This is a genomic window from Actinomadura monticuli (genome assembly GCF_041463655.1).
Taxonomy (GTDB): domain Bacteria; phylum Actinomycetota; class Actinomycetes; order Streptosporangiales; family Streptosporangiaceae; genus Spirillospora; species Spirillospora monticuli.
This window is the reverse complement of record NZ_JAXCEI010000012.1, coordinates 24,495-51,230: the sequence shown is the minus strand read 5'-3', so window position 1 is coordinate 51,230 and position 26,736 is coordinate 24,495. Positions and strand designations below refer to the sequence as shown.

Below are 26,736 nucleotides of genomic sequence, written 5' to 3'. Positions count from 1 at the left end.
AATGCAAGCGGAAGGCATCCAGGCCGCGTCCTGGCTTCTCATCGCGCTCCCGCTCGCGGGCGCCGCGATCCTCCTGCTCGGGGGGAGGCGCACCGACAAGTGGGGCCACCTGCTCGGCGTCACGATGTCGGTCGCGTCGTTCGCGGTGGGCGTCGCGATGCTCGTCCAGATGCTCGGGTACGACGCCGAGGCGCGGCGCCGCACCCTGCACCTGTGGGACTTCATCGACGTCGGCTCGTTCAAGATCGGCATGGACCTGCTGGTGGACCCGTTGTCCATCAGCTTCGTCCTGCTGATCACCGGGGTGGGCTCGCTCATCCACGTCTACTCCGTCGGCTACATGGCCGAGGACCCCGAGCGGCGCAAGTTCTTCGCCTACCTGAACCTGTTCGTGGCGGCGATGCTGCTGCTGGTCCTCGGCAGCAACTACCTCGTCATGTTCCTCGGCTGGGAGGGCGTGGGTCTCGCGTCCTACCTGCTGATCGGGTTCTGGCAGCACAAGCCGACCGCGGCGACCGCGGCGAAGAAGGCGTTCGTCGTCAACCGCGTCGGCGACATGGGGCTGATCATCGCGATCGCGCTGATGTTCGCCACGTTCGGCACCGTCGACTACGGGCCGATCCTCGGCGCCGGCGCCGGGCACGCGGACCTCGCGTCCAAGCTCGGCTCCGGGACGGCCACCGCGATCGGGCTGCTCCTGCTGCTCGGCGCGTGCGGCAAGTCGGCGCAGCTGCCGCTGCAGTCCTGGCTGCTGGACGCGATGGAGGGCCCGACCCCCGTGTCGGCGCTCATCCACGCGGCGACGATGGTGACCGCCGGCGTGTACCTGATCGTCCGGTCCGGGCCGATCTTCGAGATGTCGGAGACCGCGCAGCTCGTCGTGACCATCGTCGGAGCGGCCACGCTGCTCTTCGGTGCGATCATCGGGTGCGCGAAGGACGACATCAAGAAGGCCCTCGCCGGATCGACGATGTCGCAGATCGGCTACATGACGCTGGCCGCCGGGCTCGGCAAGGCCGGCTACGTCTTCGCCATCGCGCACCTCATCGCGCACGGCTTCTTCAAGGCGGGCCTGTTCCTCGGCGCCGGCTCCGTCATGCACGGCATGAAGGACGACGTGAACATGCGCCACTACGGCGCGCTCCGCGCGGTCATGATGACCACCGCGGTGACGTTCGGGCTCGGGTACCTCGCGATCATCGGGTTCCCGTTCCTGTCCGGCTGGTTCACCAAGGACGCCATCATCGAGGCCGCGTTCGACAAGGGCGGCACGTCCGGGGCGATCCTCGGCACCTGCGCGGTGATCGGCGCCGCCATCACCGCGTACTACATGTCGCGCGTCATGTTCATGACGTTCTTCGGTGAGAAGCGCTGGGCGGACGACGTCCACCCGCACGAGTCGCCGAAGGTCATGACGATCCCGCTGATGCTGCTCGCCGTCGGCTCCGTCGCCGCCGGCGGGTTCCTGATCCTCGGCGGGTTCGCCGACTTCCTGGAGCCGGTCGTCGGGGCGCCCGAGCACGAGCACGAGTTCGCGTTCATCACCGGTCCGGGCGTCGCCGTCTTCGTCCTGATGATCATCGGTGCGGCGATCGCGTGGCGCCAGTACGGCAGCCGCAAGGTGCCGCGCGAGGCGCCCAAGGGCTCGTTCGTCACCGTCGCGGCCCGCAAGGACCTGTACGGCGACGCGCTCAACGAGTCGCTGCTCATGCGTCCCGGCCAGTGGCTGACCCGGCTCGCGGTCTGGTTCGACGGGCGCGGGGTCGACGGCCTCGTGAACGGCACGGCCGCCGGGGTCGGCGGAAGCTCCGGGCGGCTCCGCCGGGTCCAGACCGGCTTCGCCCGCTCCTACGCACTCTCGATGCTGGGCGGCGCGGCCCTCGTGGTCGCGGCGCTCCTGGTGGTGAACGTTTCATGAGCGACTTTCCCTGGCTGAGCGTCCTCATCGGACTGCCACTGGTGGGCGCGCTGCTGCTCACCGTCATCCCGCGCGAGCGGGAGGCGCTGGTCAAGCAATTCGCGCTCGGCGTCTCCCTCGTCGTCGCGGTGCTCACCGGCGTCATGGCGGCGGGCTTCGACGCCGGCGGGCCGCGCTTCCAGTTCGACGAGAAGTACTGGTGGATCAAGGAGTTCGGGGTCCACTGGGCGCTCGGCGTCGACGGCGTCGCGCTCACGCTGATCCTGCTATCGGTCATCCTCGTCCCGCTGGTCATCCTGGCCTCCTGGAACGAGGCCGACCGGTCGGGCGGCTCCGACGTCCCGCCGAAGCGGTCCGCGAAGACGTACTTCGCGCTGCTGCTGTCGCTGGAAGCGGCCATGATCGGCGTCTTCGCGGCGACCGACGTGTTCCTGTTCTACGTCTTCTTCGAGGCGATGCTCATCCCGGTGTACTTCATCATCGGGTCCTACGGCGGCGCGCAGCGCTCCTACGCCGCGGTGAAGTTCCTGCTGTACTCGCTGTTCGGCGGGCTGCTGATGCTCGTCGCCGTCATCTGGCTGTACCCGCTGTCGGCCAAGTCGGTCGACGACGGCGGCCTCGGGCACGGCACGTTCATGTTCGACGAGCTGGCGAAGATGAACATCGACCCGACGACGGCGAAGTGGCTGTTCCTCGGCTTCTTCATCGCGTTCGCGATCAAGGCGCCGATGTTCCCGGTGCACACCTGGCTGCCGGACGCCGCGCAGCAGTCCCCGGCCGGCGCGCTGGTGCTCATCGTCGGCGTCCTGGACAAGGTCGGCACGTACGGGATGCTCCGGTTCTGCCTGGAGCTGTTCCCCGGCGCGTCCAAGTGGGCGACGCCCGCCGTGCTCGCGTTCGCGGTCGTCAGCATCATCTACGGCGCGATCCTCGCGATCGGGCAGGTCGACATGAAGCGGCTGATCGCCTACACGTCGATCTCCCACTTCGGGTTCATCGTGCTCGGCGTCTTCGCGATGACGTCGCAGGCCCAGTCGGGCGCGGCGCTGTACATGGTGAACCACGGGTTCTCCACCGGCGCGCTGTTCCTGATCGTCGGGTTCCTGATCGTCCGGCGCCGGTCGGCGCGGATCTCCGACTTCGGCGGCGTGCAGAAGGTGGCGCCGGTGCTCGCCGGGACGTTCCTCGTCGCCGGCCTGTCCGGGCTGTCGCTGCCGGGCCTGTCGCCGTTCGTGTCGGAGTTCCTCGTCGTCGTCGGCACGTTCAGCCGCTACGAGTGGGCCGCCGTCGCCTCCATCATCGCCGTCGTGCTCGCCGCCATCTACATCCTGTGGATGTACCAGCGGACCATGGGCGGCCCGCCGGTGCCCGCGGTCGAGGGCATGAAGGACCTGTCCGCCCGGGAGAAGTGGGTCATCGCCCCGATCATCGCGATCATCGTGGCGATGGGCTTCTTCCCGCAGCCGGTGCTGCACGTGATCAACCCGTCGGTGGACCACACGCTGGCCCGGGTCGACCAGCACGACCCGGCGCCGGACATCACCGGTAACGTCGCCGAGAACGGAGCCCGTCCATGAGCACCACCAGCCAGGTGAGCGCGGTCCTCGCGCAGGGGGGTGACATCCCCGCGCCGCACATCGAGTACGGGCAGATCGCCCCGCTGCTCCTGGTCCTCGGCGCCGCCGTCGCGGGCGTGCTCGTCGAGGCGTTCGTGGGCCGCAACGCGCGCTACTACGTGCAGGTGCCGCTCGCGTTCCTCGGCCTCGCCGGCGGGTTCGCGTGGACGGTCGCGCTGGCGTGGCGCGACAACCCGCACCATGTCGCCGCCGAGGGCGCGCTCGGCGTGGACGGGCCGACGCTGTTCATCCAGGGCACCATCCTGATCCTGGCGCTCGTCAGCCTGCTGCTGATCGCCGAGCGCGGCGGCGGCCGCGTCACCGGCGGGCACTTCGCCGCGCAGGCGTCCGCGCTGCCGGGCAGCGAGGCCGAGCAGCGCACCAGCGAGGCCGGGTTCCTGCAGACCGAGGTCTTCCCGCTGATGATGTTCGCCGCCGGGGGCATGATCATGTTCCCGGCCGCGAACGACCTGCTCACGATGTTCGTGGCGCTGGAGGTCATGTCGCTGCCGCTGTACCTGCTGTGCGGGCTCGCCCGCCGGCGGCGCCTGCTCTCGCAGGAGGCGGCGGTCAAGTACTTCCTGCTCGGCTCTTTCTCGTCGGCGTTCTTCCTGTACGGGGCGGCGCTGCTGTACGGGTACGCCGGGTCCGTCCGGCTGTCGGACATCTCCGCGCAGATCGGCAAGGACGCCGGCAGCGAGACCCTGCTCCTCGCGGGCGTCGCGCTGCTGTCGGTCGGGCTGCTGTTCAAGCTCGGCGGCGTCCCGTTCCACATGTGGAAGCCGGACGTCTACCAGGGCGCCCCCACCCCGATCACGGCGCTGATGGCGTCCGGCACGGTCGTCGCCGCGTTCGGCGGGATCCTGCGCGTCTACTACGTGGCGTTCGAGACGCTTCGCTGGGACTGGCGGCCCTTCATGTGGGGTGTGGCCATTCTCACCATGGTCGCCGGGTCGATCATCGCGATCACGCAGACCGACATCAAGCGGATGCTGGCCTACTCCTCGATCGCGCACGCGGGCTTCCTGCTCATGGGCGTGATCGCCAGTTCCCGGAACGGCCTGTCGAGCACCCTGTTCTACCTGCTCGCCTACGGCTTCACCTCGGTCGGCGCGTTCGCCGTCGTCACGATGGTGCGGGACGCGGGCGGCGAGGCCGGGCACCTGTCCCGGTGGGCCGGGCTCGGCAAGCGGTCCCCGGTCGTCGCCGGGGTGTTCGCCTTCTTCCTGCTGGCGTTCGCGGGCATCCCGCTGACCAGCGGGTTCACCGGCAAGTTCGCGGTGTTCAAGGCGGCCGTCGAGGAGGGCGCGACGCCGCTGGTCATCGTCGCGGTCATCTCGTCCGCGGTGGCGGCGTTCTTCTACGTCCGCGTGATCGTCGTCATGTTCTTCAGCGAGCCGGACGCGGACGGGCCGGTCGTGGTGGCCGGGCCGGCGACCGCGGTCGCCGTGGCCCTCGGCGTGACGGCTACTGTGGTACTCGGCGTGATCCCGCAGCCGGTCCTGGACCTCGCGGGCCAGGCCACGACCCACATGTTCGTCCGTTAGGGAGACTTGGGTGAGCAACCCATCCGCGGAGAAGTCCGGCGGGCCGGAAGGCACGGTGTCCGGCCCGTTCGGGCTTCCCATCGACGCCGCGCTCGCGTCCAGCGCCAACGCGCGGCTGGCCGAGGTCGAGACCATGCTCCTCGACTGCGTGCGCGGCGAGGACCCGCTGCTCACCGAGGCCTCCGAGCACCTCGTCGAGGCGGGCGGCAAGCGGTTCCGGCCCATGCTGGTGCTGCTCGCCTCCCACTTCGGCGACCCCCTCGCCTCCGGCGTGGTCCCCGCCGCCGTGGTCGTCGAGCTGACCCACCTCGGCACCCTCTACCACGACGACGTGATGGACGAGGCGACCGTCCGCCGCGGCCAGGAGTCCGCCAACTCCCGCTGGACGAACACCGTCGCGATCCTCACCGGCGACTACCTGTTCGCCCGCGCGTCCGACCTGCTCGCCGACCTCGGTCCTGAGGCCGTCCGCATCCAGGCCCGCGCGTTCGCGCGGCTCGTCCGCGGCCAGATCCAGGAGACCGTCGGCCCCGGCGCGGACGCCGACCCCCTCAAGCACTACCTGCAGGTCGTCGCCGACAAGACCGCGTCCCTCATCGCGGTGTCCGGCCAGTTCGGCGCGCTCCTGTCCGGCGCCCCGCAGCACGTCGTCGACACGATCACCTCCGCCTGCGAGAAGATCGGCATCGCGTTCCAGCTGTCGGACGACATCCTCGACATCGACTCCGAGACCGAGGAGTCCGGCAAGACCCCGGGCACCGACCTCCGCGAAGGCATCCGCACCCTCCCGATGCACCTCGTCCTCGCCGGCGCCTCGTCGGGTTCCGAGGACGCCCGCCTCCGCGACCTCCTCACGCAGGACCTCACCGACGACGCCCTGCACGCCGAAGCCCTCGCCCTCCTGCGCGCCCACCCCGCGATGGACCGCGCCCGCGCCGACCTCCGCCGGTGGGCGGAGGACGCCCGCGCCGAACTCCTCACCCTCCCCGACATCCCCGCCCGCGCGGCCTTCACCAACCTCTGCGACTACGTCGTCTCCCGCACGGGCTGACCCCACGCAAGAAAGCGGTGCCGCGGGCGCAGCCCGCGGCACCGCTTCTGTTCTCAGACGTTCTGGGGTTCGGGTTCCTCGGTGAGGCCGCGGACCTTCATGGCGTGCAGGACGAGGTCGATGAGGACCTCCTTGCACGAGCTGAGGCTGCGGGCGTCGCAGAGCATCACGGGGACCTTGGGACCCAGGTTGAGGGCCATCTGGATCTCCGCGAGGTCGTAGCGCTTGGCGCCCTCGAAGCAGTTGACGGCGACGATGAACGGGGTGCCGCGGCGCTCGAAGTAGTCGACCGACGGGAAGCAGTCGGACAGGCGGCGGGTGTCGGCGAGGACGACGGCGCCGAGCGCGCCGAGGGCGACCTCGTCCCACATGAACCAGAAGCGCTCCTGGCCGGGGGTGCCGAACAGGTACAGGACGTACTCGTTCTGCATCGTGATGCGGCCGAAGTCCATCGCGACCGTGGTGGTGCTCTTGCGCTCCACTCCGGAGATGTCGTCGATGCCGACGCCCTGGTCGGTGAGCAGTTCCTCGGTCCGCAGCGGCGCGGTCTCGGAGACCGTGCCGACCATGGTGGTCTTCCCGACCCCGAAGCCGCCCGCGATCACGATCTTGACCGCGGTGGGGAGCCGGCGGGCGCGCACGCCCCTAGAGGGCCCGGAGACCATCGATCACCGCCTTGTAGAGCCTGATGTCGTGCATGTCCGCCTCCGGTTCGGGTTCCTGCATGGAGACGAACCCCTTGTCGAGCAGGTCGCCGAGCATCACCCGCACGGTCGCGACCGGCAGGTCGAGGTGCCCGGTGAGTTCGGCGACCGACATGACGTTCTGGCAGAGCCGGATGATGGCGAGGTGCTCGGGCCCGAGGCCGATCGCGCCCTCGGGTTCGGGTCCGACCGCCACCACCAGGGTGATCAGGTCGAACCTGCCGCGGGTCGGCTCGATGCGGCCGCTGGTCATCACGTACGGCCGCACCATCGGGCCGGCCTGGTCGTCCAGCAGCCGGTCGGCGGCCGGCCGCGGCGCCGGATCGTCCGCCCAGGGTTCCGGTACGGGTTCCTCGGGGGGCATCATGCCGGCCGTCCCTCCCCAGCGGACTCGGAGCGCGACGGGGAGGTGAGGTGGTGGCCCATTGCCGTCACCAGCATCGCCATCTCGTAGGCGATGAGGCCGACGTCGGCGTCCTCATCGGCCAGCACCGCCAGGCAGGCCCCCTTGCCCGCCACCGTGACCAGCAGGAACGCCGTGGCCATCTCGATGATCGTCTGCCGGACGGGGCCGCCGCCGAAGCGGGTGCCGGCCCCCTTGGCGAGGCTCTGGATGCCGGCGGCGACGGCGGCCAGGTGCTCCCCGTCGTCCTGCGACATGCCCTCCGAGGACGCCATGAGCAGGCCGTCCGCGGACAGGACCACCGCCGTTCGGGTATGCGGCAGCCGGTGCACCAGGTCGTCCAGCAACCAGCCCAGATCGGAGGGGGAACCGGTCTTCTGTGTCACTGATCTTCCTCGCCTTCCGCTGCTTTGTCGGCGTCTTCGGTACGGGCGGCGTCCGAGCGGCCCTGCCGGGTGCCGCGCTGGTATGAGCCCATGATCCGCTGGATCTCAGCGGGGGAGCGGGCCGGGAGTTCCTGTTCTTCTTCCTGCTCGTCCTCGGCGGTCTCGTCGCTGCGCAGGGGCTCGGCGAGGTTGGCCTGCGGTACCCGGACGGGCAGGCCGGACGGGGTGATGGAGATGTCGGGCACGGGTGGCTGGTCCTCCGGCTGGGGGGTGTCGGGGCGTTCCCCGCCCGCCGGCGCGTCGTGCCGCCCGGCGGTCGGTTCCGGCCTCGGGGCCTCGGGGTCTGCCTGGGGTGCGGCGCCGTTCGCACCGTTCGCGCCGTTCCCGCCGATCGCCGGTGCGGACGCCTCGGACGGGGCCGGCTCGGACGCGGGCGGCGGCACCGCCACCAGCGCGGGGCCGGCCTGCTGCGGGCCGGTGCTCGCCGGGGACAGCGTCGCGGTGGCGCCGGGCGCCGCGTGCTCGCCGGTGGTCGAGGTCGCGGCGCCGACGGTGGCCGGGCGCCGCACCTCCAGCCCGTTCCGGGTGGTGGTGCCCGCGGCGACGGGGGCGGGGCCCTGCTCGACGATCAGCTCGCGGGGGATGACGATGACGGCGGTGGTGCCGCCGTACGCGGACCGCTTCAGCGACACCTGAAGGTTGTACCGCTCGGCGAGCTTGCTGACCACGAACAGGCCGAGCTGGACCGAGCTCTGCAGGTTGAAGTCGGGCGGGTTCGCGATCCGCTCGTTGATCTCGGCGAGCCGTTCGTCGGTCATGCCGAGCCCGCGGTCCTCGATGTCGATGGCGAAGCCGCTGGCGACGAGGTGCCCGCCGATCTGCACGACGGTGTCGGGCGGGGAGAACGACACCGCGTTCTCGATCAGCTCGGCGAGCAGGTGGGTGACGTCGCCGACGGCGCGTCCGGCCAGCTCGACCGGGCCGAACGGCAGGACGGTGACGCGGGTGTAGTCCTCGACCTCGCCGACCGCGGCGCGGATGACGTCCACCATGGGCACCGCGTTGCGCCAGCCGCGGGCGGGCAGCGCGCCGGACAGCACGATCAGGTTCTCGGCGTTGCGCCGCATGCGGGTCGCGAGGTGGTCGAGCCGGAACAGCTCCTCCAGCTCCTTGACCTCGATGTCGCGGCGGCGCTCCATGGCGTCCAGCATGGTGAGCTGCCGGTGTACGAGCGTCTGGGTGCGGCGGGCCAGGCTCAGCAGGACGTCCCGGATGCCGCGGCGCAGTTCCGCCTGCTCGACGGCGGTGCGGATCGCGGTCTCCTGGACGGCGTTGAACGCGCGTCCCACCTGCCCGATCTCGTCGCTGCCGAACCGCAGCGGCGGCGCCTCGACGGCGACGTCCACCTTCTCGCCGTGCCCGAGCCGCTCGACGACGCTGGGCAGCCGCTGCTCGGCCAGCTCCCAGGCCGCGTTGCGCAGCCGTTCGAGCTGCCGGACGAGGGCGCGGGCGGTGGTGATGGACACGACGATGGACGCGATGACCGCGATGAGCCCGAGGCCGCCGGCCAGCAGCAGCCGGATGATCACGCCGGCGGCGATCGGCGTGGCGCGGTCGACCAGCCGGTCACCGGACGACTGGATCTGGTGGCGCATGTCGCCGAGCGCGGGCTCGGCCGCGGCGTTCCACTGCTCGGCGGTCAGCGGCACCCGCGGGGCGCCGCGGGACTGCTGCGGCGAGAAGGCCCGCCGGTTCTGCATGATCTCGTCTTCGAGGCCCTGGATCTTGCTGAGCCGCGCGTTCTTCGTCAGCCCCGCGTACAGGGCGCGGTCGGAGTCCTGGACCGTGACGAGCGCCTGCGCGGTGTTGCGCCGCCGGGTGCCCACCGTCTGGGTGAACGCGATGAGCTCGGACTGGGTGATGCGGCCGGCCGCGAGAGAGCCCGCCATCAGCGCGTCCTCCTGGGAAAGGAGTTCCCACATGCGGTTGAGCTCGAGCAGCGTCCGGGTGTCGCGGGCGAAATCCTTGTCGTCCAGCGTGGCCAGCGAATCGTAGACCCGGAAAATGGACTCGACGACTTCGGAATATCCGGCGGCGATGCGGGCGCGGTCGGCGGTCCCGGCGTCGACCGCGGTCCGGGTGGCGTCGACGGCCTTCAGCCGGTCCAGCATCTGGTCGACGCGCCGTTCGAGGACGTCGCCGCCGAACCGCCCGACGTTGCCGCCGCGGGCGAGCCGGACGGCCTCCGCCCGCGTCTTGTCGGTCTGGACGCGCTGCGCGTTCAGCGCGGCCCGCGCGGTGGGGCCGGGCCTCGCGAGCTGCACCATCGACAGCCTGCGCTCCCGCTGGAGGTCGGCGAGCAGCGGGTCGGTCGGCTGTGCGAGGGCGCTGTCCAGCGTGCTGACGCCGAGCAGGTTCACGCCTTCGCGCAGGGTCACCCACGCCGCGAAAACCCAGAGCGCGACGAGGGAGAGCAACAGGGCCGTGATCTTGGTTCTCAGGCGCGAGTTGCGGAAGCGCATTAGTATCGCCCCAACAATGTATGAAATGGCTCGCAACCCGCTTCTACCTTGTTAAGAAGGAGCGGGTCACGGGGTGTGGTGGGTTGCAAGGGCGACGGCAGGCCGCCGTTACATACGGCTTAGAAGACTAGCAACACGGCCATAGCCACTCAAGGTGAATCGTCAACGCCGAGCGTTTTCCCGCATTCGGTGAGCGTGTCCGCATAGCAAGATGTGGTTAATTTCACCTCAACCGAACATTGCCTCGGCGGCGGGTGCCGCCCCCGCCAGATGCAGCGCCGCCAGCACCCCCGCCCGGACGATCGCCGCGGGCCGGTAGAGGTCCTTGTCATGCCAGAGCGCGGGCTCGTCCGCGCCGCCGCCGTCCGCGCTGGTCAGCGAGTGGAGAAGCGTCGGGAGGGCCCTTTCGACGGCGTCCTTGGCGGCCGCGTCGAGGGGCCGGCCGGTCAGCAGCAGGAGTTGGACCGCGTAGGACGTCTCCTCCGGCGTCCCGCCCCAGCCGCCCCACGAGCCGTCCGGGTGCTGCGACGCGAGGACCCACGCCCTGGCGGCGTCGACCGCGGCGTCCGACGCGGGTCCGCCGAAGCCCGCCAGCGCCACGGCGGCGCACGCCGTCGCGTAGTGCGGGGAGGCGTGCCAGCGGTCGGCCCAGCTGCCGTCGGGCCGCTGCTGCCCGCGGAGCCACCCCGCGACCTTGACGACGGTCGCGGCGTAGCGGGCGGTGTCCGTGCCGGAGGCTCCTCCGCCGCGGTCGCCGGCCGCGCGGTCGCTCGCGGCGAGGTACTGCCCGAACGCCTCCAGGACGTGCGCGTTCGTCGTGACCGACGCGCCCTCCTCGCCCTGCCAGGTGCAGAAGTGGGTGTCCGTCTCGTACGCGTAGAGGGGGTCCGGCCGGTGGTGCGCGCCGAGCAGCGCCAGCGCGTACAGGGCGCCGGCGGTGGTGTCGGCGTCCGCCGGCAGGCCGTCCGCCGCAGGTGTGCCCGCCGGGCCGAGCGGCGCGGTCAGGCTCAGCACGAGCTCGGGGGGGACGGTGACCGGGATGCCCGCGCGGATCAGCCAGGCCAGCACCCAGCCGCGCTCGAACACCGTCAGCGGGAACCCGCACGGCACGGGCCCGCCGTGCTGCGCCACCACGGTCTCCAGGTACCAGCGGGCGGGGCTGCTCGGGTCGTCCGGCGCCCGCGCGCTCAGCCAGGCCGCGGTCGCCGCGGGCGACGCGCCGATCGTGCCGGTCGGCTCGGGCCGCAGCCGCGGCGGCCCGGCCGGCTCGCCGTCGGCGATCTCCAGGGCGTGCAGCAGCTTGCGGGGCACGTCGGTGCCGGAGCGGAGCAGCGCCCGGACGAACTCCAGTTTCGTCCCGCCCAGCCCCGCCGGGGGGCCGAGCTCGCGGCCCGCCCATGCGGCCAGCCCGTGCACCGGACGGTCGGCGAGCCGCGCCAGCGACGCGTTGATCCGCCCGGTCAGGGCGGGCGCGATCAGCTCGATGGCGGGCAGGTCGGGCAGCTCCATGGACGCCGCGGCGGACCCGCACATCCGCGCCTCGATCGCCCGCAGCCCGGCGGCGGCCGACCGCACCAGCCAGCCGCGGTGCACGGCGGCCACGCCGTCGCGCGCCGGCCGGTGCTCACCGGTCAGCTCGGTGAGCAGGGCCTCGACCGCGCTCAGCGTCGGGACGAGGGCGTACCCGTCGGCCGGCGCTCCCCAGACGCCGTCGGGCCGCTGCGTTTCGAGGAGGTAGGAGAGCCGCCGGTCGTGGCCGCTCAGCCAGGGCGCGAACGTCACCACCCGTCCGGTCTCGTACACCGACGGCGAGACCTGTCCCCACGGGCGGGCGACGAGCCCGTCGATCAGCGCGCGCGCCTCGCCCGCCGTGTCGACGGCGCGCGCGGACGGAAGCCGCTGGGACGGGACGGCGGTCCGCGGCACCGGGCGGTCGTCGACGCTCACAGGGCGCCCCAGAAGTCGGTCACTCCGTAGAAGCCCGCGCAGAAGTCCATCTGCCGTTCCATGTACCGCGCCAGTTCCGGTGCGCTTCGCGCGGCGTCGCGGAGCAGCGTCCGGGCCTCGCCGGTCAGCTCCGCGATCCGTTCCTCGACCTCGGCCCGCGTCCGGTCGAGCAGCAGGCCGTTGAGGTCGCCCCACTGGACGTCGCGCTCATAGGTGCCGAGGTCGTTCAGCAGCCGGATCACCCGCTGGACGGCCCGGCTCGCCTCGCGGACCACCGGAACGGTCCCACCGCCGCCCGACGCGATCCAGTGCGACGCGAGCACGAACGAGAATCCGAGGTTGTCGGCGTTCGCGAGGTACTCCTCGAACGACGGCCCGCGCTCGCCCCGGCCCCGCGCGGCCTTCCAGTCCCATTCGAGCGCCATGGCGTCGAGCACCCGCTGGAATTCGTCCCGCCAGACGTCCCGGAGCTCCGGATAGGCGGGCTCGGCCTCCAGTTCGGTGCGGACCTCGGCGAGGAACCGCGCCAGCTCGTCCGCCGGGGAGTCGCCGCCGGGGGCCGGCGCCCCGTCGGCGACGCGCGCGCACAGCTGGACGAGGTCCGCGACCTCCGCGCTGGACGACGCGGAGTAGTCGATCAGCCAGTCGAGGCCGAAGCACCACAGGCAGACCCGGTTGGCCATGCGCAGCCGGTCGGCGCCGAGTCCGGGGCCGCTGAACGCCGCCGCGAGCGCGAGCGTGCTGAACAGCGCCGGGTCGAACGCCTTCGCGTCGTACAGGGCGGGGTGCTCGGCCGCCCAGCCGCGCATCTGCCGCTGCGCCTGGCCCGCGACGGCGCAGATCGTCCCGGCCTCCAGCGCCGGAGTGACCGGGGCGGGGGGCGCCGCCGCGGTCCTGCGCAGGTCCGGATGGGGAGGGTCGGTGAGCTCGTCGGACGCGGTCTCCGTCATCGCGCCCGCTCCGTGGGCTCCAGCTTCAGGAAGAGCGGCTGGTCGGGCCGCAGGGTCGCGCCGATCCGCGCCTCCACCGGGCTCTCCGTCGGCACCAGCGACGGGCGGTACCGGCTCAGGATGGCGGTGAGGATGAGCTCGGCCTCCATGTTGAACACGTGCCGCCCGATGCACTGGTGCGGTCCGCCCCCGAAGGGGTAATAGGCGTAGCGGTGGCGGGTGCGGTTCGCCTCGGCGGTGAAGCGCTCGGGGTCGAATTCGAGCGGGCGGTCCCACACCGATTCGAGCCGGTGCGTGAGGAACGGGCTCACCAGGACGGTCTGCCCGGCCTTGATCGGGACGCCGCCGATGTTCGTGTCGGCGAGCGCGATGCGGGGGAAGATCCAGCCGACCGGGTACAGCCGCAGCAGTTCCTGGACGACCTGCTTCACGTACGGCAGCCGGTGCAGATGCTCGGGCCGGACGTCCTGGTCCCCGACGACCCCGGCGATCTCGGCGCGGAGCCGGTCGGTCACCTCGGGATGCCGGTCGAGCATCGGCCACAGCCAGGTCAGGGCCACGGTCGTCGTCTCGGTGCTGGTGGCCCACATGGCGAGCAGGTTGTCGCGCACCCACTGGTCGTCCAGCCCGCTGCCCTCGGTCATCCGGGCCTTGCACAGCGCCGTGAAGATGTCGTAGCCCTCGCCGGCGTCGTAGCGGAACCGCTCGACGAGCTCGTTGAGCGTCTCGTCCATCACGGTGAGCCCCTCGGCGAACGCGCGGTCGCCGGGCAGCGGGATCGACTTCGGGACGAACGGCAGCAGGAAGCGGAACGCGATCGAGGTGGCCAGCCGCTCCATGGCGGGGATCATCCGGTCGGCCTCCGCCTGCCGGATCTTGTCGCCGAACAGCACCTTGATCACGGTGTCGTGGACGATGCGCCCCATCTCCGGCAGCACCTCGATGGGCCTGCCGTCGCGCGCCGGCCCGTCCAGCTGCCGGACGGCCTCGTTGATCGCGCGGGCCATGTGGTCGCTGAGCGCCCTGATGGTGCGGGTCGAGAACACCGGCTGCAGGATCCGCTTGCTCAGCTCCCACTCGGCGTACTCGGACATGATGCTGTCCCCGAACAGGCCGTGCAGGGGGCGCCAGAACGTGCCGTCCCGGACGAAGTTCTGCGAGTCCCCCCGCAGTACCTGCTGGACGTGGTCGGGATGGGTCACCAGGTAGGGGTGGGAGGCGCCGAGGTCGAGCCGGGCTATCTCGCCCCCCGCGGCGGTGCTGATGCGGAGGATCTCCCGAAGCGGATCGCGGACGAGCTTGGAGACCGTGCGGTAGAGCGGAAAGTTCCTCGCTCTGCGGACCGGAACGGCGTCAACGTCGACGGACACTTCCGACTGCCCCCTCATGGGTGAGGTTGAAAGCAATCACCCCTCTGCCGTGACCGCCGCGCACGGGTGTGCGGGCGGAGCAGAGGGGAGCGATTCGAGTTTTCTGTAGACGTCTGGGCTGCTTGGGCGATTTGTAGATATCTGTGGGAGTATCACATGATCAATTGACGCGATCAAGGGTAGGTAGGTAGGAAATATCAGTCCGGTGAGAGTGGCGTTCGTCACTTGCTGGACGGGTTGTCTCGCTTGTTGGGACAGATTGACTGCGTCCGCCCAGGTGGCACCCCAGAGAGCGCTTCACGTCAGACGTCGAATACGCGGAGTGACAATGGTCACCCCGCGTAAATTATCCCGCTTTATCCGAATTGCCGGTCAGTGGTGGGACGGCAGCAGATCCGGCCACGCCAGCCGTCCCGCGACCCGCACCTCGCCGGTCAGTTTCCGCGACCCGCAGTGCGCCACGACCGCGTAGGTGCTCGGCGTCGCGTCCGGCTTCACGGTCGCCGTGCCGTCCACGGCCCGTCCGGCGAACACCTCGGACGCCACCCGCGCCCCCGCGCACCCCGGCACCGAGACCCGGACCCGCTCGCCCGGCCGCACCGTGCCCGGCTCGACCGCGATGCCACCGTGCCCCGTGGACGTCGCCTGGCCCGTCGCCGGGGCGAGCATCCCGGCCGCGATCAGCGTCGTTCCCAGCAGGCTGACGGTGACAATACGCAACGGGACTCCTCGAATCCGGCATATGACGTCCGGCACTTTAGCCCGTTCACGCGGTTCCGGGGGCGCCAGGTACTGGAGCATCCCGATGGCGGTCATGGTCGGGTCACCGGCGTCGCCGTCGCGCTCGGATCGGCCCGATCAGGTCTCCTCCGGCGGCAGGTAGGGGCGGAAGTGGTCGGCCACCAGGCCGGCGATCGCCTCGGCGTCGCGGGTCCCGTCGATCTCGATGACCCGGATGCCCAGGCGGTCGGCGGACCGGACGGCGTCCTCGGCGACGAGGCGGTCTCGTTCCAGGCGGTTCCGCTGGGCCCGGGCGGGGTCGCTGACGCCGCTTCCGACGGCGGCGGCGCGGGCGAGTTCGCGCGTCTGCCGGTCGCGGAAGGCGTCGGTGGGCACCATGACGACCATCCGGCGGGGCGAGTCGATGACCGGTGCCACCAGTTCGGGGCGGAGCCCCCAGCCTTCGGCGATGACGGGACGTCCGGAGACGAGGGCGCGCAGATCGTCCATGGCCCATTCGAAGCGGGTCGGGAAGCCGGCCAGCGTTTCGGCGGCCATCTCCGGCGGGGTCGTGTCGACCCAGGCGGCGTCGGGATCGGGGCCCGCGGGCGGCCGGCCGAGCTTGACGCGCAGGGCGATCCGGCGATCGTTGTGGCCGCGCGCGTCGTGGTAGTCGTACTGGTAGGCGGTCAGTCCGTAGCGGACGGCCAGCAGCCGGGCCACGGTGGACTTCCCGGCCCATTGCCCTCCGCCGATCCACAATGCCCGCCGAAGCGTGCCGAACGGATCCCGGACTTGGCCATTCGAGTCGATCCCGGTCATAGCTCTCTTCCGGTCGCGGCGGGTGGGACGCGCTGCCGAGGTCGACGTTACGACGGGCGCCTGACAGCCGTACGCGCACGCCCGCGCCCCGGCGTGAGGGGTGGTTTGTGTGGTGATTGAGCGGCGTCTGTCGTGCTTTGGCGGTCAGACTTCGGCAAATGCTCGCGGGGAAGTCGGACACATGCGGCTTCGGTTGCACTAGTCTTTGCGCCCTAGGCACTTTGAAAGGTTGCACTCTGCCCTCTGGCATACAAAAGGGGAAGGTGTTGGGCATGTCGGACAGTCCCACTGTTCACCAGCGACGCCTTCGGATCGAGTTGCGGAGAGCGCGAGAAGCCGCCGGGCTGACCCAGGAGCAGGCGGCGAAAGCCCTGGAATGGTCGCTTTCGAAGATCATCCGTATTGAGGGCGGAACCGTCCGGGTCGCCGTGAGCGACGTCCGCGTCATGCTCCAGCAGTACGAGGTGCCGGAGGAGCGGTTCGACGAGTTCCTGGGGCTGGCCCGGGCGGCCCGCGAAACGGCCTGGTGGGGCGCCTATCGCCGGGTGCTCAGCCCGCAGCTGGCGGAGCTGATCGGCTTCGAGTCCGCCGCCGGGGTGTCCCGGGAGTTCCAGCCCCTCCTCATCCCCGGGCTGCTCCAGACCAGCGCGTACGCGCGGGAGATCCTGTCGAGCCTGCGCAGCGCGGACGCGGCCGAGCGGATCGACGAGCTGGTCGAGGTGCGCATGCGCAGGCAGGAGATCTTCGAGGGCGAGGCCCCGCCCCGGTTCTTCTTCGTCATCGACGAGGCGGCGATCCGCCGGCTCGTCGGCGGCGCCGCGGTGATGCGGGCCCAGCTCGCGCATCTGCTCGAGATGGCGAAGCGCCCCAACGTGACGATCGAGATCGTCCCGCTCGACCGGGGCGCCCACCCGGGGCTGAGCGGCCCGTTCAAGCTGATCGAGTTCGCGGAGCCCGAAGACGACGACGTGCTCTATCTCGAAGGCGCGCAGGGAGAACTCATCGGCCGCGACTATCGCGAGGAAGTCGTCCGATACCGCGAGAATTTCGAGGCGCTGCGCGGGATTTCGCTCGGTCCGGAAGGGTCGGCCGTCCTGCTCAACACGATCGCGGAATCCCTCTGAACGGCGCCGTTGACGCGGCGTGCGCGATTCGTCTATGGCCTGATCTTCGGCGACCACCTACACTCTCACCTTGACAGTGTGCGACACGGCAATTCGGTGTGCCTGGATTCAAGGTTGTGACTCCACATTCCGACAGCCGCATCGGGGGGCCGGGGCCGCTGGAGGGAGAAGGTGTGGACAGGGCGGAGCGACCGCGGGTGACCTGGAGGAAGAGCCGTCGAAGTGCTGGAGGGGACTGCGTCGAAATCGCTTTCGACGGTGCCTCCGTCCTGATGCGGGACTCCAAAGACCCCCTCGGCACCGTCTTGACGATTCCGGTTGCGCAGTGGCGGATTCTGCGGTGCTCGATCGCCGGCGGGTACGGCGATCACCCGGAATGACGATCATCCGGCGGCGGGCAGGGAGAAGGGCCGCCGTTTCGGCGGGACGCTCTCGGCGTGGTGGATGTGACCGCTGTACGGCCTCCCTTTGATCACCACTTCGAGCCTGATGAAGTCCGCCGGGTCCAGGGCGCAGAAGCCGCTCCCCACGACGTCCTGGTAGAGGGTGTCGGACACCACCAGGACGAGGTCGCGGTCCCGGTGCTCGGTGAGATGGTCGCGCAGCGGCGCCGCGTCCAGCAGCCGGGAGACCACGACGGGGGCGTCCCCGGCCGGGCCGAGCGGCCCCTCGATCAGGGTGCCGTGGTGGAGGGCGAGCCGCATCCGCAGGCGGGTGGGGCGGTGCCGGTTGAGGTCGGCGAGGGCGCATTCGAGGTCGCACGCGAAGACGCCCACGACATGGGGGACGTCGACGTCGACCGGCATGACCACGAGTTCACCGTCGCCGCCGGGCTGGCGGTACCAGTCGCTCGTCCGGAGCCCGGTCCGCCTCGCGCAGGCGTCGAGCAGCCTGCGGAGGTCGGTCTGGGCGGCGAGCTGCTGCTGCGCGTCAAGCTGGCTGTACCTCTCCAGGTCCACCGCGAGGAGCAGGCGGTATACGAGTCGCGCTCCGCCGGCGAACCGAGGCCATCGAAGTGTCATCTGCCGTCCTCGAAGCCGCTGTCATGTCGATTCTGCCTTATGCAGCCTGCTCTGGGCAGAAAAACATGGGGCGGTTAGCAACATGGCACTTCGCCGGTAGCTATTCGTCAGATCTGCTGAACCGCGCTCCACGTAGGTGACCTGCGAGAATCTCCCTGGAGATGACAGGACGTGATATGGCTGGTGGCTTCAAGTAACCTTGCTAACAGCCATGTGGCAGTCGATCTGACGGAGCGGCACCCGACCGGAGGACCGGACGCCGGCCGCTCGATAGGCTCACGGCATGGGTTTCGAGGTTGTCTGCGAGGTCGAGCCGCCCACCCGTCCGGACCTGACGAAGGTCCGGCACCAGATCGGGGTTCTGAGCCTGGTGGCGGACTCATTCCTCATCCCCGACAACCACATTGGACGGGCCACCGTGTCCAGTGTGGCCGTTGCTCATGAAGTGCAGGCCATGGGCGCGCGGGGCATCGCCTGCTTGAACTCGCGGGACCGGAATCTGCTCGGATTCCGCAGGGATCTGCTCACGGCGGCCGCCTACGGGGTCGAGCGTTTCCTGTTCGTCTACGGCGACAAGCCGCGGGCGGGCGGACGGACGAGCGAGCTGACCGTCCGGGCGATGATGGAGGAGGCCCGCGCGGCCGGCGAGGACGAGGTGTTCGCCGGGTCGGGCCCGTTCCAGGTCGGCGTGACGTCCGGGCTGCGCCGGGTGCCCGAGTGGAAGCGGGCCGCGGACTTCACCTTCGTCCAGGTCAGCTACTCGCTGGACAACCTGCTGCGGTGGCGGGAGGGCGCCGGGATCGAGGGCCCCGTCTACGCGGGCGTCATGGTCCTGGCGAGTGCCGGGATGGCGCGGAACCTGGCGGCGGCCATTCCCGACATCGACATCCCCGCGCAGCTCGTCGAGGCCGTCGAGCGGGACCGGGCGGCCGGGGTCGCGGCGGCCTGCGAGCAGGTGCTCGCCCTCCGCGACTCGGGCGCGTTCGACGGGGTCCACCTCGTGCCGGTCAGCCGGTACCGGGAGGTTGCGGCGCGGCTGGAGCGGGAGCTGTGAGGCCGGGGCTGCGGGGTCAGGTCTCCGCGGTCGTCGGGGACGCGGACACGGCGGCCGCGCTGGGGAGCGGGGACGTGCCCGTCCTCGGGACGCCCCGGCTGCTGGCGCTCGCGGAGGCGGCGGCCGTCGTGGCGCTCGCGGGCCGCCTCGGCGACGGGCGGACGTCCGTGGGGACCCGCGTCGAACTGGACCACCGTGCGCCCAGCCCGGTCGGGGCGCGGGTGACCGTGGAGGCCGAACTCGAAGAGGTCGACGGGAATCGGCTCGTGTTCGGGTTCCAGGCCGTCGACGAGCGCGGTTCGGCGGTGGGAGGCGGACACGTCGAGCGCGTGGTGGTCGACCGGGAACGGTTCGCGGCGCGGCTTCAGTAGGGGAGTAGGCGGCCCGAGGGGGTCCTCAGGTCGGGCTGGCTCGGTTGACGTGGGGGCTTGGGGCGCTTGATGAGCTGCTGCCGTGCCATGGTGATCATCTCCCCCCAACGGGCCCGACTTAATCGTCGTGGCCGCGTCCGACGCGGCCGGCTTCCGCGCGGTTCGCTGAGCTTATGCGACGAACACTGTCGGTTCGACCGATTTTCGGGAAGACGTCATCGACGGAGCGCGCCAGGGCGGTCGCTCATTGTGCCCGGAATTCAGGAAACGATGTCGCGGGACCGGAAGCGCCGGAAGGCCAAAGCGAACAGGATCAGGGAGTAGGAAAGCGACAGCGCGGCCCCTTTCGTCATGCCCGTCCACTGGATCTGGGGTTGCAGGGCGTCCATCCAGGAGTACATCCAGTGGGTCGGGAGGAAGTCGCGCCAGGAGCCGAGTGCGGTGACGGCGTCCAGGATGTTGCTGACGATGACGAGCCCGACGGCGCCGCCGACCGCGCCCAGCGGCGAGTCCGTGGTGACGGAGAGCAGGAACGCCAGGGCGGCGACGACGAGCTGGGCGACCAGCGAGTAGCCGACGATGATCGCCATCCGGCCGAGCGCGGTGCTCACCGGGACGGTGCCGCCGGTGGGGAGCTCGACGTCGCCCCAGCCGAAGCCGGCCGTGCCGGCCACCAGGGACATCAGCGGGAGGCTGACGACGGCGACGACCGCGTAGGAGAGGGCGACGATCAGCTTCTGGCGGAGCAGGCGGGCGCGCGGCACGGGGGCGGCCAGCAGGTACCGCAGCGACGACCAGCCGGCCTCGCTCGCGACCGTGTCGCCGCAGAACAGGGCCACGGCGACGACGAGCAGGAAGCCGGTCGAGACGAACAGGGCGAAGAGGGCGAAGTTCAGCGCGCTGGACGTGGCGACGTCGACCAGGCTGGGGACGCCGTCCGGGCCGGGGTCGCCGCCGAGCTTGAACGCCAGCACCAGCACCCACGGGAGGACGAGCAGGATCCCGAACGCGACGAGCGTCCGCCGGCGCCGGAACTGGCGGACGGCCTCGACCCGCAGGGGCAGGGTCCGCCGGACGTCGTAGGTGGTCATGGCGCCTCTCCGATGATCTCCAGGAACGCGTCCTCCAGCCGGCGGCCGGAGCCGGTGATCTCGCTGACCGGCCCGGCGGCGACGCGCCGCCCGCCGGCCATGACGACCGCGTGCGTGCAGGTCTGCTCGACCTCGGCGAGCAGGTGGCTGGAGACGATCACGGTCCGTCCGGCCGCGGCGTACCGGACGAGCACCTCCCGCATCTCGCGGATCTGCGGCGGGTCGAGGCCGTTGGTGGGCTCGTCCAGGACGAGGAGGTCCGGTAGGCCGAGCATGGCCTGGGCTATGGCGAGCCGCTGCCGCATCCCCTGCGAGTAGGTGCGCACGGCCCGGTCCAGGGCCGACCCCAGGTCGGCTATCTGCAGTGCCTCGTCCAGGTGGGCCTCGTCCAGGGGGCGGCCGGTGGCGCGCCAGTACAGGTCCAGGTTGTCGCGGCCAGAGAGGTGGGGGAGGAACCCGGGCCCCTCGACGAAGGAACCAAGGCGGGACAGGACGGGTGCCCCGGGAGTGACACGGTGACCGAAGATGCGGATCTCGCCCGAGTCGGGGTGGATGAGCCCCATGAGCATGCGCAGGGTTGTCGTCTTCCCGGCGCCGTTCGGGCCCAGCAGCCCTAGCACCTGCCCCTTTTCCACGCGGAACGACAGGTCGGCCACGGCCAGATGGCCGTTCTTGTACGCCTTGGTCAGGCCCGTGATCTCCAGCGGGACATCGCTGTCACTGGACGATCCGCGCCTCTGGCGTCCAGGCAAGAGGATCGCGGCGACCAAGCTGAGAGCGGCCAACGGGAGGACCCACACCCAGGCGGGCAGCGGCGGGGATTCCGTCGTCAATGCCGGGACCGTGGGAACGCTCAGCGGCGAGACCGCCCGCACCTTGTAGGAGGAGGGCTCGGCGGGGGTCGCGAAGCCCATGTCGGTCGTCGCGATGACGAGGCGCAGGCGGTGACCCCGGTCGAACCGGTAGTCCATCGCCGGGAGCGTCACCGTGACCTCCGTGCCGTCCGAGTTGTCCGCGCCGTCCTCGACTCGGAACGGCGCCGCCAGCCGCCGTGCCGGGGCGGCGCTCCCGCCGGGCGGGACGTCGTAGAGCTTCGCGAACAGCGGGCCGTCCCCGCGGACCCTGAGGCGTACCGTGGCCGCCCCGGTGAGCCGCACAGGACGGTCCAGCGGACGCGTGTCGAACGTGGCGGTCTGTCCCGGCATGTCCGCCGGGAGCGACCCGCCGAGCGCGCCCAGCGAGCCGAGGGAGCCGAGCGCGCCCAGCCCGGGCACGGCCGAGATCGACGCCGGCGATCCGCCCGCCGGGTTGAAGATCGTCTGCTCGCCGCCGGAGAGCGGCATCGCGACCGGCTCGCCCGACAGCCCCGGATACCGGGACGCCGCCGCCTCCTCCACGACGACCCGCTGCGTGGACGAGTCGAGCCCGCCCGCCCGCGTCACCGTGAACCCGTCCAGGGCGGGCGCGGCGCCGCGGAGCCGGGCGTCGAAGAAGTCGCGCACGAGCCCCTCGACCCGCCCGGTCTCGGGGTCGCCGCCGTCGTGCCCGCCCTGGAACCACACCACCTTCACCGGCGCGCCGTGCCGGGCGATGGCGCGCGCGTTCGCGTCGGCCTGGTCCAGCGGGAACAGCGAGTCGGCCTGCCCCTGGATCAGCAGCGTCGGCACCCTGATCCGGTCGGCGACCGCCGCCGGGCTCGACCGCCGCAGCGTCTCGATCGCCGACGAGGTCGGACGGCCCTTCGTCGCGACCTCCTGGTACATGTCGCAGAGCGACGGCAGGAAGCGCCCGCATGCGGAACGGTCGGCGCCGCTCGTGAAGAAGACCCCCGCCCACAGCTTCTTGAACACGCCGTCCGGAGCCCCCGCGCCGGTCGCGGACGGGAACAGCGCGTCGGCGAGGTCGTTCCAGGTGATCTGCGGCGCGATGGCGTCCACGCGCCGGTCGTAGGCGGCGGTCAGCAGCGCGATCGCGCCGCCGTACGACTGCCCCGCCATGCCGACGCGCGGGTCGCCGGGTCCGTCGAGGACGACCTCGGGACGCCGCGCGAGCCAGTCGATCAGCTGCCGGGTGTCCTTGACCTCGTAGTCGGGCGAGTTGAGCGCGATCTCCCCGGTCGACCGGCCGAACCCGCGCGCCGACCACGCCAGTACCGCGAACCCGGCGCGAGCCAGGTCGCGCGCCTCGCCGGCCACCTCCCGCTTCGAGCCGCCGAAGCCGTGCGCCAGCAGGACGGCCGGGCCCTTCGCCCGGCCGACCGGCCGGTAGAACGTCGTGTCGAGCGTGACGCGCTGATCGTTCTTGGGGCCGTCCACGACGGCGATGCGCTGCTCGGACGTCCGCACGCGAGGCGCGTCGCCGGCCGTGAGGCCCCAGGACGCGCCGCCGCCCGCCAGCACGACCGCCGTGCCCGCCGCCGTCCAGCGTGCGGCCCGTCCCGTCCTGCCCCACCGCGCCCGGAGAGCGCCCCCCAGCCTCATGGTCAGCAACCCTATGCGCGGCGCGGCGCGCGGGGCTCCGACCGGGAGACGATCTCGGCCGCGGCTGCTACGCCTCCGGGCGTACGGGCGGGGCGAGCGCGGCGGTGAACATGGCGGTGAGCCGGTCGGTGACCTCGGCCGGGTCGGCGGCGCGCAGGTCGTCCAGGCCGAACAGCCGCCGGACGGGCCCGCCGCCCATGATGATCGTGGACGCGAGCAGCGCGCGGGCGCGGGCGTCCGGCCCCTCCAGCTGGGCGATGATCGGCTGGACGATCACGTCCTCCAGGTACCGGAGCAGGATCTTCTTGACCTCCGGCTGGCCCGCCGACCGGTCGAGCATCCGGGACATGGCGGTGGCGGAGCGCTGGTCGATCTGCCGGACGAAGTGCTCGGCGAGCCGGCGCGGCAACCCCGCGGGGTCGCCGGCGATGACGCCGCGGATCACCGACTCGCCCGTCAGTACCTCGCCGAACAGCGCCGCCTTGGACCCGAAGTAGCGGTTGACCAGGGCGACGTTCGCCTCCGCCCGCGCCGCGATCTCGCGGACCGTGACGCCGTCGTAGCCGTGCTCGCCGAACAGGTCGCGGGCGGCGTCCAGGATGCGGCGCTCGGTCGCCTCCCGGTCCCGCTTCGGCCGGCCGGCCCGTTCCGGCCGTTCCGGCCGCCGCTCACCGCTCGCTTCGGCCGGCACCGTGCGCTTGTCCTCGACCCGCATCCCCATCCCCGGACTGTCGGTAACGGTCAGTGTTCAGTATCCAACGAGTTGCAGGTAAACAGAGTTGCAAGTAAACAAGCGTCTACCTAAGATACATGCACGGCACAGATAAATCCGTACGCATGGGGGCAGGGTGGCTCAAACCAGCGTGGCGTCGCACGGCCCAGCGGCGTCCGAGCCGAGACCGCAGTACACGCACCGGCAGATCCTGGAGATCCTCGCCGGCCTGATGATGGCCATGGCGACCTCGATGATCTCGATGTCGGTCATCTCCACGGCGCTGCCGACGATCGTCGGCGACCTCGGCGGGCAGGACAAGCTGGCCTGGGTGGCCAGCGCGTCGCTGCTGACGATGACGGCCTCCACCCCGCTGTGGGGCAAGATGTCGGACATCGCCGGGCGCAAGCTGATGTTCCAGACCGCCCTGCTGATCTTCGTCGTCGCCTCGGTCGGAGCCGGGCTGTCGCAGAACATCGGCCATCTCATCGCCGCCCGCGCGTTCCAGGGCCTCGGCGCGGGCGGCCTGTCCGCACTCGCCCAGGTGATCCTCGGCGACGTCGTCGAGCCCCGGCAGCGCGGCCGCTACGCCGGCTACATGGGCGCGGTGTTCGGCGTCGCGACCGTCGCCGGGCCGCTGCTCGGCGGGTTCATCGTGGACGCCGACGGCCTCGGCTGGCGCTGGTGCTTCTACGTGTGCGTGCCGCTCGCGCTGGTCGCGTTCCTGGTGATCCAGAAGGTGCTGACGCTGCCGAAGGTCAAGCGGGAGACCCACCTGGACGTGTTCGGCGCGATCACCATCACCGGCAGCGCCGGCTTCCTGATGCTGGTGCTCTCCATGGGCGGCATCGAGTTCGCGTGGAACTCCCCATGGACCTACATCCTCCTCGGGTGCGTCGTCGTCCTGCTCGCACTCGCGGTCGTCGCCGAGCGCATCGCCCGCGACCCGATCCTGCCGCCCCGGCTGTTCCGCAACCGGACGTTCCTGCTGACGTCGTTCGTCTCGATCTGCGTCGGCGTCGCGATGTTCGGCGTGATGATCTACATGCCGCAGTATCTGCAGATCGTCAAGGGGCTGAGCCCGACGGCGTCCGGCCTGATGACGCTGCCGCTCGTCGTCGGCATGCTCGTCACCTCCACCGGCTCCGGCCAGATCGTGACCCGGACCGGCCGCTACAAGATCTTCCCGGTGCTCGGCCTGCTGTGCGTCGCGGGCGGGATGTTCCTGCTCTCGCGGCTGCACACCGACTCGCCGAAGCTGGTCGTCGGCGCCGACCTCGCCCTGCTCGGCGTCGGGATGGGCCTGACGCTGCAGATCCTGATCCTCGCCGCGCAGAACGCCGCCGCGCGCACCGACCTGGCCGCGACCACGTCCGGCGTCTCCTTCTTCCGCAACCTCGGCGGCGCCGTCGGCGTGGCCGCGTTCGGCGCGATCCTCACCAACCGGGTGGCGGACGAGATCGCGGCGGGCTTCCGCGCGGCCGGCCTCCCGATGCCGTCCGGCACCTCCGGCAGCCTCGGCTCCCCGGCGGAGATCCAGCGGCTGGCCGATCCGGTGCACGGGATCATCGTGGAGGCGTTCACCACGGCGATGCAGGCCGTCTTCGTGGTCGGCATCCCGGTCGCGGTGATCGGCTTCCTCGCCGTCCTCGCGCTGAAGGAGATCCCGCTGCGCGGCTCGGCCGACCGCGGCAAGGCCGCCACGACGCCGCCAGAGGGCGCGGTCCCGGGCGAGGACGGCGTCGTCCGGCCGCCGTCCCTCGCGGCGCGGACGGGCGCCGCCGGCGCGGTCGGCGCCGGACGGCACGCGCGCGAGAACGGCACGGGCTGACCGCCGCCGGGCCCGACCCGGGTCAGCGCCCCTTGAGGTCGCGGACGAGCCGCTTCGCCGTCGCCTTGTCCGGCGAGCCGGTCACGACGACCTTCCCGTCCGTGATCGCCATGTCGACGCGCGGCAGGGTGACGAGCCGGTCGCGGACGACGAACGCCAGGTCGCGCCCGACGGTCGCCCGGGTCAGCTGGGCGAACGCGTTCCGGTCGACCGGCCGCAGCGTCACCGCCACGTCGTACCCGCCCGGCCGCACCCGCGACTTCTGGACGCGCAGGTCGGCGACCTTGTGGATCGCGATGCCCTGGGTGAGGTGGTAGCACGTCGGGCCGGTGCCCGCCTGCCCGGTGATCCCCTGCGTCCCGGCGGGGCACGGTCCGGCGGTCGCCTGGGCGACGGGGTAGATGTGCAGCGGCGCGGCCAGCGCCACCGGCCGGGTCCGCATCGAGGACGCGATCAACCCGCCGGTCACCGCCACGGCCGCGATCAGCAGCCCCAGGGTCAGCACCATGACCAGCAGCGCGGCCCGGTGCTGGTCGGCGGCCTCCGCCGGCTTCACGGGCGCCCGCTGCGGCCGGGGCCGGCGCCGTCCGGCGCGGCTCCGCTTGACCTCCGCGGCCTGCCGCCGCCGCTCCGCCGCCCGCGCCCGCCGCCGCGCCGCCTCGCCGTCGGGGGCCGGCAGGACGGCCGTGGCCGCCTCCGGCTTCGCCCCGCCGCGGAGGCTCTCCTGCCCCAGCGCCTCGGCCGGGTCGCCGGCGCGTCCCGCGGGGAGTGGCCGCGTGCCGCCGCCCGAACCGGCATCGGCGATCGGCTCGGGCGGCGGCTCCGCGTCCGAGCCGGACGCGATCTCGTCCGCCGCGCCCTTGGCCGCGGCGGGCGGTGCGGACTCGGCGGGCGGCGCGGGCTCTGCGGACTCCGCGGGCGGTGCGGACTCGTCCGGCGGTGCGGTGTCCGCGGTCGGCGGCGCCGCCGCGGGAGGCTCATCGCGCGGACGATCCTTGCTGCGGCGCGGAATGACCCGCATCGTCACCTCCCCGGCTCCATGATCCCCATCAGTCTTTCAGGATGAGACGTCTCCCCGCACCGCGTCTCGCCCGA

General features: G+C 71.6%; 23 protein-coding genes. 9 read left to right on the top strand and 14 right to left on the bottom strand.

Going from position 1 to position 26,736, the window contains the following annotated elements; translation table 11 throughout:
• Position 1 precedes the first annotated feature (1 nt).
• From nuoL to SM611_RS25605, 4 genes are read left to right on the top strand one after another with little or no spacing between them, the layout of a single operon-like run.
• Positions 2-1,918, top strand: a complete 1,917-nt coding sequence (nuoL, locus tag SM611_RS25620) for an NADH-quinone oxidoreductase subunit L (RefSeq protein WP_371952471.1) — start codon at positions 2-4, stop codon at positions 1,916-1,918.
• Entirely contained in the window at positions 1,915-3,495 is a 1,581-nt protein-coding gene (locus SM611_RS25615) for an NADH-quinone oxidoreductase subunit M (protein WP_371952470.1), read from the top strand. The genes nuoL and SM611_RS25615 overlap by 4 nt, the downstream gene beginning before the upstream one ends.
• Positions 3,492-5,081, top strand: coding sequence for an NADH-quinone oxidoreductase subunit NuoN (nuoN, locus tag SM611_RS25610; protein ID WP_371952469.1), 1,590 nt, complete (start codon positions 3,492-3,494; stop codon positions 5,079-5,081). The genes SM611_RS25615 and nuoN overlap by 4 nt, the downstream gene beginning before the upstream one ends.
• Before the next feature lie 10 nt (positions 5,082-5,091).
• Positions 5,092-6,132, top strand: a complete 1,041-nt coding sequence (locus SM611_RS25605) for a polyprenyl synthetase family protein (protein ID WP_371952468.1) — start codon at positions 5,092-5,094, stop codon at positions 6,130-6,132.
• A gap of 53 nt (positions 6,133-6,185) precedes the next feature.
• On the opposite strand, the gene SM611_RS25600 is transcribed toward SM611_RS25605, so the two are convergent.
• From SM611_RS25600 to SM611_RS25560, 9 genes are all read right to left on the bottom strand, one after another.
• Positions 6,186-6,797 carry a GTP-binding protein gene (locus tag SM611_RS25600; RefSeq protein WP_371952467.1) on the bottom strand — a complete coding sequence of 204 codons (612 nt, stop codon included), beginning with the start codon at positions 6,795-6,797 and terminating at the stop codon, positions 6,186-6,188.
• Entirely contained in the window at positions 6,778-7,203 is a 426-nt protein-coding gene (locus SM611_RS25595) for a DUF742 domain-containing protein (RefSeq protein ID WP_371952466.1), read from the bottom strand. Before SM611_RS25595 ends, SM611_RS25600 begins: the two co-directional genes overlap by 20 nt.
• Entirely contained in the window at positions 7,200-7,625 is a 426-nt protein-coding gene (locus SM611_RS25590) for a roadblock/LC7 domain-containing protein (RefSeq protein WP_371952465.1), read from the bottom strand. Before SM611_RS25590 ends, SM611_RS25595 begins: the two co-directional genes overlap by 4 nt.
• The gene (locus SM611_RS25585) at positions 7,622-10,102 is read right to left on the bottom strand and encodes a sensor histidine kinase (protein WP_371952464.1); all 2,481 of its coding nucleotides are present in this window, start codon (positions 10,100-10,102) and stop codon (positions 7,622-7,624) included. Before SM611_RS25585 ends, SM611_RS25590 begins: the two co-directional genes overlap by 4 nt.
• A gap of 273 nt (positions 10,103-10,375) precedes the next feature.
• On the bottom strand, positions 10,376-12,094 hold the full coding sequence (locus SM611_RS25580; RefSeq protein ID WP_371952463.1) for a prenyltransferase/squalene oxidase repeat-containing protein: 1,719 nt from the start codon (positions 12,092-12,094) through the stop codon (positions 10,376-10,378).
• Positions 12,091-13,044, bottom strand: coding sequence for a terpene synthase family protein (locus tag SM611_RS25575; protein ID WP_371952462.1), 954 nt, complete (start codon positions 13,042-13,044; stop codon positions 12,091-12,093). Before SM611_RS25575 ends, SM611_RS25580 begins: the two co-directional genes overlap by 4 nt.
• A complete protein-coding gene (locus SM611_RS25570) occupies positions 13,041-14,414 on the bottom strand; it encodes a cytochrome P450 (protein ID WP_371952461.1) in 1,374 nt (457 codons plus the stop codon). The genes SM611_RS25575 and SM611_RS25570 overlap by 4 nt, the downstream gene beginning before the upstream one ends.
• 372 nt (positions 14,415-14,786) lie before the next feature.
• Positions 14,787-15,134 carry a hypothetical protein gene (locus SM611_RS25565; RefSeq protein WP_371952460.1) on the bottom strand — a complete coding sequence of 116 codons (348 nt, stop codon included), beginning with the start codon at positions 15,132-15,134 and terminating at the stop codon, positions 14,787-14,789.
• A 138-nt stretch (positions 15,135-15,272) separates the two neighbouring features.
• Positions 15,273-15,857 carry a hypothetical protein gene (locus SM611_RS25560; RefSeq protein WP_371952459.1) on the bottom strand — a complete coding sequence of 195 codons (585 nt, stop codon included), beginning with the start codon at positions 15,855-15,857 and terminating at the stop codon, positions 15,273-15,275.
• 371 nt (positions 15,858-16,228) lie between these two features.
• On the opposite strand from SM611_RS25560, the gene SM611_RS25555 reads away from it, so the two are divergent.
• Together SM611_RS25555 and SM611_RS25550 are read left to right on the top strand one after the other, a co-directional pair.
• Complete coding sequence (locus tag SM611_RS25555) at positions 16,229-17,080, top strand: helix-turn-helix domain-containing protein (protein WP_371952458.1); 852 nt, start codon at positions 16,229-16,231, stop codon at positions 17,078-17,080.
• Positions 17,081-17,178: 98 nt separating this feature from the next.
• Positions 17,179-17,460, top strand: a complete 282-nt coding sequence (locus SM611_RS25550) for a DUF397 domain-containing protein (protein ID WP_371952457.1) — start codon at positions 17,179-17,181, stop codon at positions 17,458-17,460.
• Positions 17,461-17,463: 3 nt separating this feature from the next.
• Here the strand turns inward: SM611_RS25550 and SM611_RS25545 are convergent, their stop codons facing one another.
• Complete coding sequence (locus SM611_RS25545) at positions 17,464-18,039, bottom strand: nucleotidyl cyclase domain-containing protein (protein WP_371952456.1); 576 nt, start codon at positions 18,037-18,039, stop codon at positions 17,464-17,466.
• A gap of 346 nt (positions 18,040-18,385) precedes the next feature.
• Here SM611_RS25545 and SM611_RS25540 point away from each other — a divergent pair, with 346 nt between their 5' ends.
• Both SM611_RS25540 and SM611_RS25535 read left to right on the top strand, forming a co-directional pair.
• Positions 18,386-19,156 carry a methylenetetrahydrofolate reductase gene (locus SM611_RS25540; RefSeq protein ID WP_371952455.1) on the top strand — a complete coding sequence of 257 codons (771 nt, stop codon included), beginning with the start codon at positions 18,386-18,388 and terminating at the stop codon, positions 19,154-19,156.
• Entirely contained in the window at positions 19,153-19,527 is a 375-nt protein-coding gene (locus SM611_RS25535) for a thioesterase family protein (protein ID WP_371952454.1), read from the top strand. Before SM611_RS25540 ends, SM611_RS25535 begins: the two co-directional genes overlap by 4 nt.
• Before the next feature lie 260 nt (positions 19,528-19,787).
• Here the strand turns inward: SM611_RS25535 and SM611_RS25530 are convergent, their stop codons facing one another.
• The 3 genes from SM611_RS25530 to SM611_RS25520 form a co-directional block, all read right to left on the bottom strand.
• A complete protein-coding gene (locus tag SM611_RS25530) occupies positions 19,788-20,618 on the bottom strand; it encodes an ABC transporter permease (RefSeq protein ID WP_371952453.1) in 831 nt (276 codons plus the stop codon).
• The gene (locus tag SM611_RS25525) at positions 20,615-23,098 is read right to left on the bottom strand and encodes an alpha/beta fold hydrolase (RefSeq protein WP_371952452.1); all 2,484 of its coding nucleotides are present in this window, start codon (positions 23,096-23,098) and stop codon (positions 20,615-20,617) included. Before SM611_RS25525 ends, SM611_RS25530 begins: the two co-directional genes overlap by 4 nt.
• A gap of 67 nt (positions 23,099-23,165) precedes the next feature.
• Positions 23,166-23,819, bottom strand: a complete 654-nt coding sequence (locus SM611_RS25520; protein WP_371952451.1) for a TetR/AcrR family transcriptional regulator — start codon at positions 23,817-23,819, stop codon at positions 23,166-23,168.
• A gap of 127 nt (positions 23,820-23,946) precedes the next feature.
• Here SM611_RS25520 and SM611_RS25515 point away from each other — a divergent pair, with 127 nt between their 5' ends.
• Complete coding sequence (locus SM611_RS25515; RefSeq protein WP_371952450.1) at positions 23,947-25,641, top strand: MDR family MFS transporter; 1,695 nt, start codon at positions 23,947-23,949, stop codon at positions 25,639-25,641.
• A gap of 22 nt (positions 25,642-25,663) precedes the next feature.
• On the opposite strand, the gene SM611_RS25510 is transcribed toward SM611_RS25515, so the two are convergent.
• A complete protein-coding gene (locus SM611_RS25510) occupies positions 25,664-26,662 on the bottom strand; it encodes a SecDF P1 head subdomain-containing protein (protein ID WP_371952449.1) in 999 nt (332 codons plus the stop codon).
• Positions 26,663-26,736: the final 74 nt, after the last annotated feature.

Bases quoted from the DNA above. Each gene is read 5' to 3' on its own strand.
- SM611_RS25600 (WP_371952467.1), bottom strand. From the start codon at position 6,797: ATGGTCTCCGGGCCCTCTAGGGGCGTGCGCGCCCGCCGGCTCCCCACC.
- nuoN (WP_371952469.1), top strand. From the start codon at position 3,492: ATGAGCACCACCAGCCAGGTGAGCGCGGTCCTCGCGCAGGGGGGTGAC.
- SM611_RS25510 (WP_371952449.1), bottom strand. From the start codon at position 26,662: ATGCGGGTCATTCCGCGCCGCAGCAAGGATCGTCCGCGCGATGAGCCT.
- SM611_RS25595 (WP_371952466.1), bottom strand. From the start codon at position 7,203: ATGATGCCCCCCGAGGAACCCGTACCGGAACCCTGGGCGGACGATCCG.
- SM611_RS25575 (WP_371952462.1), bottom strand. From the start codon at position 13,044: ATGACGGAGACCGCGTCCGACGAGCTCACCGACCCTCCCCATCCGGAC.
- nuoL (WP_371952471.1), top strand. From the start codon at position 2: ATGCAAGCGGAAGGCATCCAGGCCGCGTCCTGGCTTCTCATCGCGCTC.
- SM611_RS25525 (WP_371952452.1), bottom strand. From the start codon at position 23,098: ATGAGGCTGGGGGGCGCTCTCCGGGCGCGGTGGGGCAGGACGGGACGG.
- SM611_RS25555 (WP_371952458.1), top strand. From the start codon at position 16,229: ATGTCGGACAGTCCCACTGTTCACCAGCGACGCCTTCGGATCGAGTTG.
- SM611_RS25520 (WP_371952451.1), bottom strand. From the start codon at position 23,819: ATGGGGATGCGGGTCGAGGACAAGCGCACGGTGCCGGCCGAAGCGAGC.
- SM611_RS25540 (WP_371952455.1), top strand. From the start codon at position 18,386: ATGGGTTTCGAGGTTGTCTGCGAGGTCGAGCCGCCCACCCGTCCGGAC.
- SM611_RS25530 (WP_371952453.1), bottom strand. From the start codon at position 20,618: ATGACCACCTACGACGTCCGGCGGACCCTGCCCCTGCGGGTCGAGGCC.
- SM611_RS25615 (WP_371952470.1), top strand. From the start codon at position 1,915: ATGAGCGACTTTCCCTGGCTGAGCGTCCTCATCGGACTGCCACTGGTG.